General features: G+C 70.5%; 15 protein-coding genes and 2 pseudogenes. 5 read left to right on the plus strand and 12 right to left on the minus strand.

Annotated features, from left to right (window positions below):
• Positions 1-94: 94 nt before the first annotated feature.
• A complete protein-coding gene (locus ACZ4MF_RS15740) occupies positions 95-1,150 on the plus strand; it encodes an aldo/keto reductase (protein ID WP_467492554.1) in 1,056 nt (351 codons plus the stop codon).
• 646 nt (positions 1,151-1,796) lie between these two features.
• Here the strand turns inward: ACZ4MF_RS15740 and ACZ4MF_RS15745 are convergent.
• Positions 1,797-2,150 (minus strand): hypothetical protein, encoded by a 354-nt coding sequence (locus ACZ4MF_RS15745; RefSeq protein WP_467492555.1) that lies wholly within the window; start codon positions 2,148-2,150, stop codon positions 1,797-1,799.
• A gap of 300 nt (positions 2,151-2,450) precedes the next feature.
• Between ACZ4MF_RS15745 and pyrF the strand changes: the two genes are divergently transcribed.
• Positions 2,451-3,146, plus strand: coding sequence for an orotidine-5'-phosphate decarboxylase (gene pyrF / locus ACZ4MF_RS15750; RefSeq protein WP_467492556.1), 696 nt, complete (start codon positions 2,451-2,453; stop codon positions 3,144-3,146).
• Positions 3,147-3,406: 260 nt separating this feature from the next.
• Here pyrF and ACZ4MF_RS15755 read toward each other — a convergent pair whose 3' ends face one another.
• From ACZ4MF_RS15755 to ACZ4MF_RS15775, 5 genes are all read right to left on the minus strand, one after another.
• Positions 3,407-4,123, minus strand: coding sequence for an NADPH-dependent F420 reductase (locus ACZ4MF_RS15755; protein ID WP_467492557.1), 717 nt, complete (start codon positions 4,121-4,123; stop codon positions 3,407-3,409).
• Positions 4,124-4,775: 652 nt separating this feature from the next.
• A complete protein-coding gene (locus tag ACZ4MF_RS15760; protein ID WP_467492558.1) occupies positions 4,776-5,348 on the minus strand; it encodes a HutD/Ves family protein in 573 nt (190 codons plus the stop codon).
• A gap of 247 nt (positions 5,349-5,595) precedes the next feature.
• Complete coding sequence (locus tag ACZ4MF_RS15765) at positions 5,596-7,422, minus strand: hydroxysqualene dehydroxylase (protein ID WP_467492559.1); 1,827 nt, start codon at positions 7,420-7,422, stop codon at positions 5,596-5,598.
• 143 nt (positions 7,423-7,565) lie between these two features.
• Positions 7,566-8,114, minus strand: a complete 549-nt coding sequence (locus ACZ4MF_RS15770; protein ID WP_467492560.1) for a hypothetical protein — start codon at positions 8,112-8,114, stop codon at positions 7,566-7,568.
• 219 nt (positions 8,115-8,333) lie between these two features.
• Positions 8,334-8,612 carry a hypothetical protein gene (locus ACZ4MF_RS15775; RefSeq protein WP_467492561.1) on the minus strand — a complete coding sequence of 93 codons (279 nt, stop codon included), beginning with the start codon at positions 8,610-8,612 and terminating at the stop codon, positions 8,334-8,336.
• 244 nt (positions 8,613-8,856) lie between these two features.
• Between ACZ4MF_RS15775 and ACZ4MF_RS15780 the strand changes: the two genes are divergently transcribed.
• Positions 8,857-9,516 carry an MSMEG_1061 family FMN-dependent PPOX-type flavoprotein gene (locus ACZ4MF_RS15780; protein WP_467492562.1) on the plus strand — a complete coding sequence of 220 codons (660 nt, stop codon included), beginning with the start codon at positions 8,857-8,859 and terminating at the stop codon, positions 9,514-9,516.
• Between the two features lie 120 nt (positions 9,517-9,636).
• Here ACZ4MF_RS15780 and ACZ4MF_RS15785 read toward each other — a convergent pair whose 3' ends face one another.
• From ACZ4MF_RS15785 to budC, 6 genes and pseudogenes are all read right to left on the minus strand, one after another.
• Positions 9,637-10,647: an STM4015 family protein gene (locus tag ACZ4MF_RS15785; RefSeq protein WP_467492563.1), complete on the minus strand. Its 1,011-nt coding sequence runs from the start codon at positions 10,645-10,647 to the stop codon at positions 9,637-9,639.
• A 137-nt stretch (positions 10,648-10,784) separates the two neighbouring features.
• The gene (locus ACZ4MF_RS15790) at positions 10,785-10,922 is read right to left on the minus strand and encodes a hypothetical protein (protein WP_467492583.1); all 138 of its coding nucleotides are present in this window, start codon (positions 10,920-10,922) and stop codon (positions 10,785-10,787) included.
• A gap of 100 nt (positions 10,923-11,022) precedes the next feature.
• Positions 11,023-11,349, minus strand: a pseudogene (locus ACZ4MF_RS15795) (histidine kinase); the annotation flags it as partial.
• 129 nt (positions 11,350-11,478) lie between these two features.
• Entirely contained in the window at positions 11,479-12,804 is a 1,326-nt protein-coding gene (locus ACZ4MF_RS15800; protein ID WP_467492564.1) for a lipase family protein, read from the minus strand.
• Between the two features lie 179 nt (positions 12,805-12,983).
• Positions 12,984-13,976, minus strand: coding sequence for an alpha/beta hydrolase (locus tag ACZ4MF_RS15805; protein WP_467492565.1), 993 nt, complete (start codon positions 13,974-13,976; stop codon positions 12,984-12,986).
• Positions 13,977-13,996: 20 nt separating this feature from the next.
• A complete protein-coding gene (gene budC, locus ACZ4MF_RS15810) occupies positions 13,997-14,764 on the minus strand; it encodes a meso-2,3-butanediol dehydrogenase (RefSeq protein ID WP_467492566.1) in 768 nt (255 codons plus the stop codon).
• 101 nt (positions 14,765-14,865) lie between these two features.
• Here budC and ACZ4MF_RS15815 point away from each other — a divergent pair, with 101 nt between their 5' ends.
• Both ACZ4MF_RS15815 and ACZ4MF_RS15820 read left to right on the plus strand, forming a co-directional pair.
• Entirely contained in the window at positions 14,866-15,432 is a 567-nt protein-coding gene (locus ACZ4MF_RS15815) for a TetR/AcrR family transcriptional regulator (protein ID WP_467492567.1), read from the plus strand.
• 105 nt (positions 15,433-15,537) lie between these two features.
• A pseudogene (locus ACZ4MF_RS15820) lies at positions 15,538-15,656 on the plus strand (ABC transporter); the annotation flags it as partial.

Consider the following 15,656-nt stretch of genomic DNA (forward strand, 5'->3'; position numbering starts at 1 on the left):
TCGTTAGCCGCTTTCGTGTGCTACGTTGAGAACACATCTTAACGGAACTCGTGACCCATTAGTTGGACGGGTCGAGGAGAGTGGGGGAGCAGCCGTGGAATACAGGCGATTGGGCGCGTCCGGGCTGAAGGTCCCCGCGCTGAGCTTCGGTGCCGGCACCTTCGGCGGCAGGGGACCGGTGTTCGGCGCCTGGGGCACCACCGATGCCCGCGAGGCACGCCGGCTCGTGGACATCTGCCTGGATGCCGGGATCACGATGTTCGACACCGCCGACGTCTACTCCGGCGGTGCGTCCGAGGAAGTGCTGGGCGCGGCGATCAAGGGCCGCCGGGACCAGGTGATCGTGTCCACCAAGACCAGCCTCCCGATGGGCGACGGGCCGGGCGACGCGGGCTCGTCCCGGTCGCGGCTGATCACCGCGTGCGAGGACGCGCTGCGCAGGCTCGGTACCGACCACATCGACCTGTTCCAGCTGCATGCCTTCGACGCCGGCACCCCGATCGAGGAGGTCCTGTCCACGCTCGACGACCTCGTCCGCGCGGGGAAGGTCCGCTACCTGGGAGTCTCCAACTTCTCCGGCTGGCAGACGATGAAGTCCCTCGCGGTCGCGGAGCGGTACGGCCGACCGCGCTACGTCGCGCAGCAGGTCTACTACTCCCTCGTCGGCCGCGACTACGAGTGGGAACTGATGCCCCTCGGACTCGACCAGGGCCTCGGAGCACTGGTGTGGAGCCCGCTCGGCTGGGGACGGCTGACCGGCAGGATCCGCCGCGGCCGACCGCTGCCCGCCGGCAGCCGCCTGCACGACACCGCCGCCTACGGTCCGCCGGTCGACGACGAGCATCTCTACCGCGTGGTCGACGCGCTCGACGAGATCGCGCAGGAGACCGGCAGGGCCGTCCCGCAGATCGCCATCAACTGGCTGCTGCGACGGCCGACCGTGTCCTCCGTCATCATCGGCGCCCGCAACGAGGAACAGCTCCGCCAGAACCTCGGCGCCGTCGGCTGGTCCCTGACGGCCGACCAGGTGGCACGACTCGACGCGGCGAGCGGCAAGCCGGCGCCGTATCCGTACTTCCCCTACGAACGCCAGGAGGGCTTCGCCAGGCTGAACCCGCCGCTGGACTTCACGCCGCCGGCTGCCGCCTGACGCTCGGTGCTGCTGCCCGCGCGTTCAGTGTCTGCTGAGCGTGACACCAGCCAGCGCCCGTCGCGCATCAGCTCGCGTTCGCGGAGTTCGTTCGCCTCGCGCCATGCCTGGATACGGCGTGGGGTGATGCGGAACCAGCGCTATCGCGTGGCCGGCGCGCGGGTCGAAGCCGGTGCGGGCGGCGAACCGGTCACCGTGCCGGGGCGCTGCTGGTGGCCTGCCCCCGGTTGTAGGTGCTCGCGACGAGCCGGGCCCGGCTGATGGTTCCGTTCGAGTGGGTATTCCCCGTCCCGCCGCTGTCGTGGGTGGGCGGCGCAGACTCCGACGCGGTGGCCTTGTTCCTGGAGCGGGCGGCGGCGGTCGGCCGGTCGCCGGACCCGGCGGAACAGCACGAGGTCCCCACCACGGATGCCGAGCCGGACGGAGTCCTCATCCGCTCTGCGCACCACTGCCTGAGGAGCCGTGTCCCGGACGCCGCCCCTGAGCGGCCTGAACGCCTCGTACACCGCGGCGCCCCGGGCTTTCGGCCCGCGGGACGAGAACGGAGTCGTCGATGCCTTCCCGTGCCCCGACGTCCCGGGCACGACCGGCTCGCTCACCCGGACCGGCCCCGGACAGCGGAGCGCGCAGTCCTGCCCTCCCCGGTTCAGCGGAACTCGTGGACCACCTGGATCTCGCCGACGATGTGGGCGTTGAACTCGTCCAGTTCCTCGGCCGGGACCCACAACTCCAGGATCGTGTCTCCGCCCGCCTGCTGGACCGGATACCTGCGCAAGAACTCCGCCTCGGCCTCGAACCGGGTGACGAAGCCGACGCCGTCGTACTTGACGTTCCAGTCCCTGGCGATCTTGATGGCATAGTCCTCGTTGAGGACCGGGTAGAAGATCGGCTGCTCCGGCAGCCGGGGAGGCCAGGCACGCCAGCCCAGTTCGCGCACCAGCGCCAGTTCCTTCGGGCCGGTGGGACGCCACAGGGTCGTCGTAGCTCGCTGGAAGGTCACGGGTATCGCTCTCTGGATGTGACGGCCACCGGTGCGGCCGGCCGGGAACCCGACGGTACCGGCGGACTCACCGCACCATCCACACGGTTTCGGTGGCGTCGGTGCTGCGGGGTGCCGTCTCATCTCTGCGTGCCGGAGCCTCGCGGGATGTACCGGGACTCCGGGCCGATCGCCCCGGTGACGACCAGGCGGCGCGTCTTGGTCGCTTCGGGCGGCTGACGCTGTGGTCGGAAGCGAACACCAGGTCACGTTGACGGCCCTGGCGACAGGCTGCGGTGGGGGTGGCGGCACAATGACGCCGTGGATGCGACCCGCCAGATCATCGTCGCCTTGGATTGCGACCATCGCGCAACCGCCGACGCCGTCGTTGAACGGCTGGGCGACGAATGCCGTTTCTACAAGGTCGGCCTGGAACTGCTCACCGCTGCGGGGCCGGACCTCATCAAGGCTCTTGTCGACCAGGGCAAGGAGGTCTTCCTGGACCTCAAGCTCTTCGAGATCCCGAACTCGGTTGCCGGCGCGGTTCGCGCCGCGGGGGCACTGGGCGTGTCCATGGTCACCGTGCACGGCATGGGCGGCAGCGGCATCGTGTCAGCCGCGGTGGAGGCCGCCCGAGACTTCCCCCAACTGCGCGTCCTTGCCCTGACCGTGGTCACGAGTATGACTGACACGGATCTTGCCGACATCGGCGTCAGAGACGGGGTGGACCAGCAGGTGCTCCGGCCGGCCCGTCTGGCGCAGAGGGCCGGCTGCCATGGTGTGATTGCCTCGCCGAGGGACGTCGCGGCCTTGCGCAGCACCCTGGGTCCCGATGCCCTGATCGTCACTGCGGGAGTCGCGCTGCCGGGCGAATCCCCGGCCGAGCACGCCCGCCCCGGGACACCGCATGCGGCGATTACCGCTGGGGCCTCGCATGTCGTCGTTGGCAGGACGGTCACCCGCGCTGCGGAACCGGCGGTCGCATTCCGTCTCGTCCGGGCAAGTCTCACTCCGTGAAGCACGCTCCCCGCAAGTCTCACTCCGTGAAGCACGCTCCCCGACAGGGGGCAGGCCGCGGCGGCGGCACCCCCGGCCCGGCCGCGGGCGACACCTTCGAAGCCCCCGTGACGGCTGCGAGCGCACCGATCACCCCTACCCGCAGGTGATCCGCGTGGCCGCACACGCACGCGAGGAAATCGCGCGACACGACAAGCGAGTTGGAGTCCATCAGCACTGGCATTGGAAGGCCGCGGCACCGGGTGCTCCCGCTGCTCTGACTACGCCTTCGCCAGGAGCGCTCGTACCTCGGCTGCCGAAGCCGGGCCTGCTTTGAGGGACAGGAACCCGGCTGGGGCCGCGCCGGCCGCCAGGGAGCCGAACGACTCGCTGGGCAGCTCCGTGTACGGGGCGCCGTATGCCGGCGTGCCCGGCGCGAACAGCCTGCCCTGCGGGAGCGATCCCGCATCGACGGCGTCGTATCCGAGGGTGTCGAGCAGTGCGATCGCGTGCCGCTTCGCCTCGGCGTTGTCTCCGGCGATGGGGAGCGCGGTGCGGTCCTCGGCTCCTGCCGGCCTGTTCAGGACGGCGAGGTGTGTGTGGTGGATGTTGTTGAACGCCTTGACGACATACGCCGATTCACCGAGGTGCTGCTGGAGCAGCTCGCTGCTCGTGGTCGAGCCGTTGTCCAGGGCCTCGACCCTGCCGTCGCGTTGCGGAGAGTAGTTGCTGGTATCGATGACCGTCTTGCTCGCCAGAGGCCGTCGCGGCAAGGAGTCGTACGCTGTGAACGGCACGCTCACGACCACCCAGTCGCCCGCCGCCGCAGCCTCCGCCACGGTCGCCGCCCGAGCCCGGGGACCAAGTTCCGCGACCAGAGCGGCCAGCGTCTCGGGGCCGCGTGAGTTGCTGAGCACGATGTCGAGTCCGCTGTGCACGGCCAGTCGCGCGAGCGTGGTGCCGACCCGTCCGCTGCCGATGAGTCCTAAAGTGGCCACGCTGGGCCAACCAGCAGGGATCCGCACCTATTCCGTCCGAGCCGCGCCACCGACGAACGCTCGAAGCGCATCTCTCGAGAGCCGAAGGACAGCGGCTTCCAAGGTCATCGCGTGGCACGCCGACACGGAGTCTTCGGCTGGAGCCGGATGTCCGGCGACCAGGGGGCCGCGCTGCCGGCGGACCCGGACAAGGGGGGCGGGAGGCGGCGCGGTCGTGTGCGCGCTACGACGATCCGGCCTGGGCGGAGAGCACGTTGCCGGACCGTCCCTGCCACGGCCGCACGCATGCACTGCTCCACCTGCGGCTCAGCCCGGCCGCCGAGCCGGACCCCGAAGTGCGGGAGGGGATCGCGGGCCGCGCCGACCTCCGGCCCGCCGCGCGCCACGCCCTGGTCGCCGACCCTCATCGGCGGGTGCACCGGACCGTCGCCTGCCATCCGGACCTCGGCCCCGATGGACGCCGTACTCTCGCACGTGATGTGCGGTGGTTGCCGAGGCCGTGCAGGGGCGATCGTGGTGATCCCGGCCGTCTGCCCTGTGCACGCCTCTGTCGGAGCGGTGAGGCCGGCGGCGAGCGACGCCACGAAGGAGGTTGCTGCGAGGCGAGGTGGACGCCGGGCAGCGGCGTTCGGGATGGCGAAGAGGCGCCGGGTCAGTCCGATTCGCGGTCGGCGACAGTGACCAGTGCGAGAACTCCGTCGACGTCGATGTCGTCGGCGTCCCCCGGGGCGAACAGTGCGGCATCCAGGTGGTCGAGGCGGACGGGCTTGCGGCCAAGGGTGGCCGCACCTTGGAGGACCACTGCGAGCACGCACGTGCCGGCTGCCGGGCGCACCGCGACGCGGTCGCGCACGATGCGGACCCGCGCCGACGCATCGGCGCGCCGCACCATGACGTTGAAGTCGACGATCGGGCCGCCGAGCAGCTCGCACCGCGTGTCGGAGTCACCGGCGAAGGCGAACGGCTGGTACGGGACGGCCACCACATGCCGGGCGCCGTCGACCGTCAGGGCCATACCGGGTCCGTCGACGACGGTGATGATCCTGTCCACGCCGTCGAAGACCGAGAACGGTCCGCTCTGCGCGACATCGGCAATGCTCACACGCCAGACGAAATCGTCGGTCCGGGCTCCCTCCGGGCGGGCGGCGACCTCGGAGGTGACACCTCCGCCGTTCTTCCACGGCGCGGGAGTTCTGTCCTGCGCCCGCAGAACCTGCAGTGCCATGCGCTTTCCTTCCGGCGGGACGGCCGCGGAGTCCGTTCCTTCCGGCCCGGCGGCGGACAAGACGGGAGGACCGCGCGGGTCGGGCTGCGAACCCGGACCGTGAGGCCCTCGACACCGCACTGTACGCGACGCCCCCCGACGTCTCACAGGAGCTGGGACACAGGGGGGGGCGACCGGCGCGGTCAGGTCGTCCGCCTCGCGGTGAAAGTCCTCCCGCCGCTCGTGCCGGAGCAGTGGCCCTTCCGGATCATCCCAGGTCGAAGGTGTTGGGCAGACCCAGCCTGTAGCGCACCTCGTCGATCCGCTTGAGGGGCTCCATCTCCGGCGGTCGGTACAGCTCCCACACACGGCACCGCTCGGCGTCCGAACGGTCCGCGTCGAGCAGGGCGTTGACGGCACGCCGTGCGGACTCGTTGGCCCCCTCCATGGTCGCGAGGTCGACGTCGGTGCGGACGTAGTCGCCCGCGAGGAAGAAGTTCGGGATCGCCGTCCGCGCCGAGGGACGATGGTAGAGCGTGCCCGTCGGGTGGATGAGGAGCTGTTCGCGGTTGCGCGGGTCGGGGCCGCCCAGGCCCGTCACCGCCGGGTCCATGAACCAGCCGAGGCGGTCCTCGTCCCTGAGCGTGGTCTTGCCCGTGTCGTTCAGCCCGTCCTTCAGCTGCGCCCACAGTTCGGCGACGATCTCGTCCCGGGTGCACTCCTTGGCCGTCTTGCCGTACAGGATGCCGGGCTTGTCCCACTCCGAGATGATCGCGGAGAGGCAGTCGTGGGCCCGCCCGTCGCCGTAGTCGCGGGAGAAGTTCCGCACGTCCCAGAACTGCGCCTGGCCGACGGCTGTCACCGACCAGGGTGAGTCGAGGCAGTTGATGTGGCCGTGCACGACGGGTGTGGGCGTGCGCAGGTAGAACATCACGCCCGTCATCCAGTCCGTCTTCAGCGCGTCGCACCGACCGAGCTGCGGGTCGGCGGCGCGCAGAGGCCCGCCCCAGGTGGCGCGGGCGTGTTCGACGGGCATGGCGGAGACGTAGTGGTCGGCGGTGACCGTGTGCTCGTGGCCGCCGTCACGGGCCGCGACGCGGACGCCGGTCACCCGCCCGCCCTGGTACCCGACCTCCAGCACTTGCGTTCCGGTCACGAAGTCGACGCCGAGCGAACGCAGGTGCGCCTCCCAGGGGTCGATCCAGGCCTCGCTGGTGGGAGCGTTCAGGACGCGGTCGATGTCGGCGTCACCGTCCATCCCGCGGCCGAGCAGGCCCCACAGGATCAGGGCCTCGATGATGACGCGGCCGACGGTCCGGGTCGACGCCACCTCGGCGCGGGTGGCGACGAGGTTGCGGGTCTGCCCGATGCCGAGGAGGGTCTGGTACTCCCTGCTCATCTCTCCCGCGCGGATGAAGTCCCACCAGGCGACCTTCTCCCACTGGTCCTCGCGGCGCGCGTCGCAACTGGTGAGGTGGACCAGGAGACGGTCGGCGAAGTAGGCGACCTCGTGGGCGGGCAGGCGGGTGCCCACGTCCAGGACGGACAGGATCTGGTCGCGGATCCAGGACGGGGTGAGGTCGCCGGGCGCCGGCGGGGTCGTGATCCGGCGCAGCGGGAAGTGCAGGTCGGGGCGGCCCGATCCGCGGGCGAACAACTCCTCGGTGGCGTTGCGGAGGTTGCCGTGGACTCCGGAGGAGTTGCCGGGGAAGGGGATGCGGCGCATCGTGTCCGGCAGGTTCCGGTAGAAGCCGGGGAAGAAGCGGAAGCCGTGTTCGCCGGGCAGCGGCTTGCGGCCGCCGGCGGCCGTGCCGGGGACGTCCATCGAGCGGGCTTTGCCGCCGAGGATGTCGTGGTACTCGTAGACGGTGACGGCGTATCCGCGTTCGGCGAGTTCGTGGGCGGCGCTGAGCCCGGAGACGCCGCCGCCGAGGACGGCGACGCTTCGGCGGGAGGGCGTGGCCGCGGCTGCTCGCGTCGCGGGTCGCAACGCGGTCGCACCGACAGCGCCCACCGCGCCGCCGGCGGCCGTGAGAAAGCGTCTGCGGGAATGTCCGGCGGCCGGCTGGGGCTGCTGCGCGTGGTCGGTTGCCATGATTCCGGGAGGGTAGAGAGGGTTCCGGGAGCCCGGAAGCCTGTTTCCCGTCCTCCACAGCATCCTCACCATCACGGGGCAACAGAAATGCCGGGTGTGTTCGTGGCCGTCGAGTGGACAACTCCTGTTCCTCGACCGAGGATTCAGCCGTCGGCGGCTTCGTCCTCGGGGCCGGCCGCGTCCCCGATGGCGACGCGCAGGTCGTGCATGCCTTGCAGGATGTCGATGAGGGCCTCTTCCGCCCCGCTCAGAGCGCGTCGGGTTCCTTCTGTGTCGCCGCGTTCCGCGTGCAACTGGGCGCCGAGCGTGTACACCGCTGTCATTACGGCGGCGAAGGCGGCTTCCCGGCCGGGAGGCAGCTCCTCCGCCTCGGGCTGGGAGATCTGCACCGCGGTGCGCTGCAGCCGGTTCGTCACGACGTTGACCTCCAGACCCGGATCCGCTCCCACTTGGTCCCCCCAGCCGAGCAACGTCTCAAGGACGTCCTCGATCTCCTCTTCCTCTGTCAGCCGGGTCGCGGCGGTGATCTCAAGCTCCGTCTTCGCCAGAAGACTGCCAAGCAGCCGCAGGCGGTCATCTTCCTGTGGCCCCTCGGGCCGCTTCTCGGGATCTGCCGGCGGCTCAGCCCCCAGCGCAGCCAGCGCTGCATGGATCTGTTCAGTACTTGCCGGGCGCCCGTTCCTGATGCTCACGCATTCAGCTTCACCCAGCGAAGGCGCTTCCGCCCGCCCAGACACCGTCGAGCACAGAAGACTTCCACCACCCAGACCAGTGCCTGACCGACGTTCGCGGGCGTTGACGGACGGCAGTGCAGTGCGGGGCGGAGGAGGAGCGTCGGGGCGACTTTGCGGGTGACGCGGGCGACGCGGGTGAGCAGGGACGCGCTATGCATTCCGTGTCGACCTCGGCCTTCACGCCGGGGTGCCGGTGAACTGCTCGGCGATGCCCTCGGCGCGTACGGCGGTCCGGTCGTCCATCCGACCTGGGCGCTGGGTCCCGGACCAGAACAGGGTGCGGCCTGGCCGTCGCTGATCGTGGTGGTCTTGACGGTGTTCCTCGGCCGCGGAATAGGCGAACACGTCATCCAGGGTTCTCAGCCGGGTGCCGGGCCGGTCGGGGACTGGGATGCCGATGCCGCGGTCCGCCGGCAGCGGGTGGACGCGGATCTCCCAGGTCGCCCAGCCGATCATGGAGGGCCCCACCTCGTGGAGGGCGCCCGACGCCCATGGGCGAGCCCAGTCCGTAGATGGACCCGTGTCACCAGGAGCCGGTCGGTGAGGACCAGTTCGTACAGAGGCCCGGCTCGGCCCAGCCCGGCCCCGCCTCCCGCCGGCGGTCGCCTTCGCGTCGCTCGTGGCGCCCGGACTCACAGCCTGCCCCCCGACGCGGGGCGACGTCTGCGACCAACTCGCCCGGCCCATTAGGGTCGGGGGCATGACGACACACCTTGCCGGCAGTGCCTTCGACTCGCTCCGTCTCGACGCCGTGTCCGACCAGTCGGCGCTGCGCCAGGTCTACGAACTCCCCAGCGACGCGGCCGTGCGCAAGCAGATGACCGAACTCACCGAGCAGACCCGGAGGTTGATCGGATGCTCATCGCTGGTCCTGGTCGCCAGCGCGGACGCCGAGGGCAACTGTGACGTCTCCCCGCGCGGCGGCCCCGCCGGGTTCGTCGCCGTCCTCGACGCACGGACGCTGGCGATACCGGACGCGACCGGCAACAAGCGTCTGGACACCCTGCGGAACGTCGTCGCCACCGGCCGGGCCGGGTTGTTGTTCGTCATCCCGGGGCGCACCACGACGCTCAGGGTGAACGGCCGGGCCTGCGTCTCCACCCGCCCGGAGCTGCTGTCGCAGCTGACCGCCGTGGGCAAGCCGCCGGCCAGTGCGCTGGTGCTGGGGATCGAGGAGGTCTACCCGCACTGCCCCAAGTCGCTCCTGCGCAGCGGGGCCTGGAAGCCGGAGCAGTGGTTGCCGGCGGACGCCCAGCCGACCTCGGCCGAGGTGACGCTGGCCCAGCTGCGGATGCCGGAGCTGACGATCTCTGACATCGAGCAGGCGGAGGCGGACTCGCTGAAGTACCGGTACGAGTAACGGCCGATCAGCGATTGCCGAACCACCAGCCCGCCGAACCCTGAGACATGCATGCCCCAAGACCAATCGTGGTGCATCCCCCAGGGCACGAGTGGCGAACTGCCGGCTTCGAACGCCCTTTCAGTAGCTGACTGGTCCGACGCAGATGTCAGGCTCGCAGAGGTCGTCACGTGTGTCGGGCAGACGGAGGCCGTTGACGTCCAGGACGCAGTCCTGGTCGAGGTCCACCTCGACGCCCGCGGGTGCGAGCGCTTGGCGTATGCGCTGTTGGAAGGGCTCGCTGAGGAAGTGATGGTGCAGGTCCAGTTTCTTGAGGTGGGTCAGCGGCCGGCCGTCGAGGAGTGCGGCCGCTCCGGCGTTGCTCAGGACGCCCATGGACAGGTCGAGCACCTCAAGCTGTCCGACCACCGGGGCGGATGCCACGGCGGCGGCGACCTCGTCCTGGATCTCGCTGTTGCGCAGGGCCAGGTGCCGTAGCCGGGGCAACCGGGCGCCGGACAGGATCGGCTCCAGGTCGGCCGTCGTACTGTCCGCGCCGTCGTCCGAGCTGCCCAGCCACAGTTCGAGGTGCTCCAGCGCGGGCAGTTCGCTCGCCCCGACACCGCGCACGACGTCAGCCGGCAGGCCGCTGCTCTCCACGACCAGCCTGCGCAGCGACTCGTGGCGCAGGGCGGGGAACTTCAGCCTCAAGGTTTCGCCCATGCCGGTGCCCTCTCCCGCGCGCACGCCGGACTCCTCCAGCGCCGGGAAGGCTGCCAGCAGCGGTGTGACGTCGGTCTGGCTGATCCGGGAGAGCTTGCACTCCTTGTCGGTGATGTCCCCGAGGAACAAAGACCGCAGCGCGGGCAGCCGGTCGCGCACGGCCAGCAGCGCTTCGATGACCTCGGAGGGATCGGTGTCCTCCGCGTCGTCCCAGATGCCGATGATCAGCGCACCGACCCGTGCGAGGTCGACCTCGGCGCAGAAGCGGACGAATCCATCCCTCCACGGCTCGCTGGTTGTCCACCGCTCGTGGCCGATCCGCCAGGCCACGGTGTCGGGCGCAGGAAGCCTTGTCGTCTCGCCGGGCAGGGGAAAGGTGAAAGCGGGGAGTCCATAGAGCTCCTCAAGATGGTCGTCCTGGGTCTTCATGCGGGCTGCTCCTCGCGTGCGATGTGTCGATGTGTCAAGAGGCGTACTCCGAGGCCGGGCGCTCCACCAGGTCCACGTCCATGTTCATGTCTGTGTCGGCGAAGAACTCCGGCCGGCTCAAGCCTCGCCGGCTTGGTTCAGTCCATGATCCCGTGCTCCAGCAGCCGGACGGTGATCGACGGGGAGATGAGGGAGCCAGTTCCCGACGACCAGCCGCGCTGCTTGCGGACATTGGTGAGGCCCTCCTGGACGACCCGCTCCACGGACCTGGCCAACTGCGGGGCCAGGCGGCGCTGTCCATGCCGTCCTCGGCGTTGGGCCGGGCGCGTTGCCCCGGGGTGGAGAAGCGGTGGACGAGGTTCTCGATCGCTGCCCGGCCTCGGCCTGGACGACGACGGCGGTGACGTGGTGGGCCACATGGTCGTGCAGGTCCCGGGCGAGGTCGAGCCGTTCGGGCTGGCGCACCCGTTCCTCGGCCGCCCTGCGCCTGCCTTCCTCGACGCGCAGACAGTCGCCCGACAGCGCGCAGGCGGCAGGCCGCAGGCAGCAGAGGGAGCAGCCCGTCGATCCGGGTCGAGCACAGGCAGATACGACAGGGAAGGCGCCCGGCCCCGTCGGCGACGGCAAGGACCGGACGGAGAGCGGGCCGCACCTGCCGTGGACCCACGCCCAGAACGTCGGCTTCGGCTTCGACCAGCTCACGGTCGACTACGCCCGCCGCTGGCGCCGTCCGCCGCATCCACGTCGACGGGAAGCTGCGCCGGGCCAGACGTACCGCTTCTTCTCCGGACACCTCGATAAGGCTGTCGGTGTCCGCCGACCTCCCCGCGGTCAGGGCTGGGCGGGCAGGGTCGAGCAGGTGGAGGGGGCCGGCTTGCCGGAGAGTCGGTCGGTCAGCCAGCCGATGGCGTCGCCCTGGTCGGTGAGCAGCGGGGCGAAGTGGTTGAGCAGGGCGCTGCCGACGTCGGGGAGTGCGACGGGCTTGTACGTGATGTCGGCGCCCTTGTGGCACCAGTCGACGGCGAGTTGACGTGCCTGGGCGTGCGGAACGAGGTTGTCGCTGACGCCTGTCGCGACGCGGACGGGCCCGGACGGGTTCAGTGTGCCGATGCGCTGGTGGTCCAGGAACCGCTGTAGCGCGGGAGTGGCGGCGATGATGTCGCTGATGGACCGTCCGTCGGTCGTCCACGTGGTGCTCTTCGCGTACCCGTAGCCGAAGATGGCGTCCCCGACGCACATGGTCGACAGATCGGAGAGGGCGGCCTTGCCGACGGTGTTGAGGTGTGCCTCGGCGATGGGCCTGAGCTGGGGATCGGACTGGAGGAAGCCGTTCAGGGACCAGCCCAGCGCACCGGCCAGCTCGCTGCCGTCGATGCCTTTGGTGACCGCGGTCAGATCCGCGGGCGGCGCGCCCGCGTAGGTGCCGGAGAGTGTGACGTCGGGAGCGTAGGAGGCCTGGAGTTCGGCGGCGGAGGCGGTGGCGCCGCCGCCCTGGCTGTAGCCGAACAGCCCCACCCGGGAGCCATGGGTGACAGTGGCCCCGGGCACCGAGCGGGCCGCGCGGACGGCGTCGAGTACCGCGTGCCCCTCGTCGACGCGGTTGACGTAGGTGTGCAGCCGGTCGGTCGCACCGAGACCGACGTAGTCCGTGACGACCACGGCGACGCCCTTCGCGAGGAGGCGGTAGATCGCCAGATCCTCGTAACCGACCGATGTCGTACGGCCGTTGAACGTCAGCGGGTGCTCCAGTCCCAGGGACGCGGCGCACTGATCGCCCTGGCCCATGGTGCCGGGTGCCAGCGCGACCAGGGGCCGTGGTCCGCCGCCCTTCCAGGCGGCGGACGGTTCGATGTAGGCGCCGGTGACCGCCACCGGTTGCCCGTCCGAGTCGGTCGACCTGTACATGAGGCGGGTCGCGCGTCCGGGGAGCGGTCCGTCGAGGCCCGGCAGGCTGAGGGCGAGCGGGAGAGGCGCGGAGCGGACGAGGGTGCCGTTGGCCGAGGGCAATTCGGCGGGCGGGTTGTAGAAGGCGGGGATGGTGACGCCTCGGGAGACGACTTCGTCCGCCGCCGAGGCAGTGGTGTGTGAGAGGGCCTGGGCGCCGAGGCAGGCGGCAGCAGTGACCGCTGCCGCCAGGAGCCGTTTGCGTGGGGGCATGGCGAACCTCCTGAGTGCGGCCGGCAAAGAGAGGTGCACAGGTGAACACGGCAGGTGAGCACGGCCGTCCCACGGGCCGGCTCACGCCACTGGGGAGTGGTTCGCCAGAACCTTACGCACAAGTAAGTTACTCGTGGTAGCACCGCGTGGATTACGGTTCGGTCATGTGACTCGTCGTCTCATCGGGCGTCGCGAAGAGGCGCCCGCTGTCCGTGGAGGTGGCGGCGCAGGTAGTCGTGCCAGGTCTGTTCGAAGGTCCTGGTGAGGGCCGACCGCGGCGCGAACACGTCCCACGCGTGGCAGGCGTGGGCGTAGACATGCAGGTCGACCGGGACGCCGGCGGCGATCAACCGCTGCGCGAAGTCGATGTTCTCGTCGCGGAAGACGTCGAACTGGGCGACGGCGATGAAGGTGTCCGGCAGGCCGGCCACGTCGGTGGCGCGGCCGGGCGCGGAGTACGGGTGCACGTCCGGGGCTCCCATCCGGTCACCCAGCACGGCGGCCCACGCGTACAGGCTGTCCCTGCGATCACAGATGCCGAGGTCGACGATCTCGTGGCTGGACCGGGTCTCGTGGCGGTCGTCGAGCATCGGGTAGTTCAGCGACAGCAGCCGCGGACGGCGGTCACCACGGTCGCGGACCATGAGTGCGGTGGCCGTGGCGGGCGCCCCGCCGCCGCTCGCGCCGACGAGTCCGATCCGGTCCGGGTCGATCCCGTTCTCGGCGGCGTGCCCGGCGAGGTACGTGTACGCCAGGTAGCCGTCCTCGGCGGCGCCCGGCGCCGGGGTCTCCGGCGCCAGCCGGTAGTCGACCACGGCCAGCACGATGTCGAGCCGCAGGGCCATGGCCGCGCCGTACGCCCGGGCCACGCGGTCGTGGGCGCTGCCGAGCACCTGCCCGCCTGCGTGGAAGTAGACCAGGGCCGGCCGGGGCCGGTCGGCGCCGCCGGGGTGGAACATCACCACGTCGAGCAGGCTCCCGTCCTCGCGCCGGATGCCGAGCGTCTCGATCTTGACGCGCGGATCCGGATCGGGCGCGGGCCACTGTTCGCCGGTCGTCCGCATCCGTTCGCGGAAAGCGGGGATGTCGGAAAAGTCGATCAGTGAGCCGTTCGGACCCTTGGGCAGGGCGGCCAGTGCGGTTGCGAGCTCGGGGTCGATGTCGTAGTCCATCGTCTCTTTCCCTTCCCGAATCAGAACAAGGGGGGCTGGCCGCTGCCGGCGGTGATGCCGCCGTCGACGGGCAGGATGGTTCCGGTGATGAAGCGGGCGTCGTCGGAGGCGAGGAACGTGACCGCGCCGGCGATGTCGGCCGGGGTGCTGCAACCGGTCAGCGCCCGGCGCTGGTTGAACCGTTCGATCAGTCCCGCGGCCATGGGGTGATCGGCGTGTTCCGCACCGACCGTCAAGGCCGGGGCGACCGTGTTGACGCGGACGCCGAACTGACCGAGGTCGAAGGCGAGCCCGCGGGTGAAGTTCACGACCGCGCCCTTGGCCGCGTTGTAGGCGGTGAGCATCCGGTCGCCGCCCAGACCGGACGCCGAGGCGATCTGCACGATGCTGCCACGGCTCCGCTTCAGGTACGGCAACGCCGCCTGCGCCCCGAAGAAGCAACTGTCCACATCGGTACTCATGACCAGCCGCCAGTCGTCGAGCGTGGTCTCCTCGAACTCCTTGCCGAGCCCTACTCCGGCGTTGGACACCAGCACGTCGACGCCGCCGAACCGGGCCACGCCGGCGTCGACCATCGCCCGTACCTCCTGATGCCTGGTGACGTCGGTGGCCACCGCCAGCGTCCGGTCCGCCCCGAGTTCGGTCGCGAGCGCCTCCAACCGGTCCTTCCGGCGCGCCGCGAGCACGACGTTCGCGCCCTCCTCGGCGAATCGCCGGGCAATGCCCACTCCGATCCCGGAACTCGCACCGGTGACGATCACCGTCTTGCCGTCGAAGCGTCCTTCCATGTGAGCGACCTCCAAGCATGCGTCAGTAACTGACTCAAAAACCTGTCAGTGACTGACGCTACGCCGAGTCAGTCACTGACGCAACGTGCTACGGTTGGCGCATGCCGAGAAGTGGGGAAGCGGTGCGTCAGCGGCTCCTGAAGGCCGCCCTTGAGCTGTTCACCGAGCGCGGCTTCGACCAGACGCCGGTCGAGGCCATCGCCGCGCGCGCCGGTGTCACCGAACGCACCTTCTTCCGCCACTTCGCCGACAAGCGCGAGATGTTCTTCGACCGCGAGGGCGAGTTCCGCGACCTGCTCGTCCAGGCCGTCGCCGACGTCCCGCCCGGTACGAAGCCGCTGCCGACCCTGCGCGCCGCTTTCCGCGAGTCGGTGCCCCTTCTCGAACGCAACCGCCCGGTCACCGAGCCCGGTGCCCGCCTCGTAGCCGAAACCCCGGCTCTCCAGGAACGCGCCCTGGCCAAGCGGGCGCTGTTGATCACCGCGCTGACCGACGCCCTGCGGGCCCGCGGCGTCGACGCCCGGATCGCGCCGCTGTGCGCCCAGGTCGGCATGGACACCTTCGCCATCGCCACCCACCGCTGGATGCGGGACCCCTCGGTCCCCCTCCACGACCAAATCGACCAGGCCTTCCGCGAATTGCGCCTCGCCGCCGCTGCCCTCAAGTAGCCACGACCGGGCTGTGCGTGGTGCATGGTCTCCCTCCCTCCGCTGAAGCCACGCTGAAGCCGAGCTGAAACCGTGTTGAACCGCCTCGGCCGCACGCTCTGCGGCATGACGAAGGACCACGAATTCGCGATCGCGGCGCACGGGCTGCGCAAGTCCTACGGGGACAAGACCGTCCTCGACGGCATCGACCTCCGGGTGCCCGCCGGCACGATCTTCTCTCTCCT

The organism is Streptomyces sp. NPDC025793 (assembly GCF_055558375.1).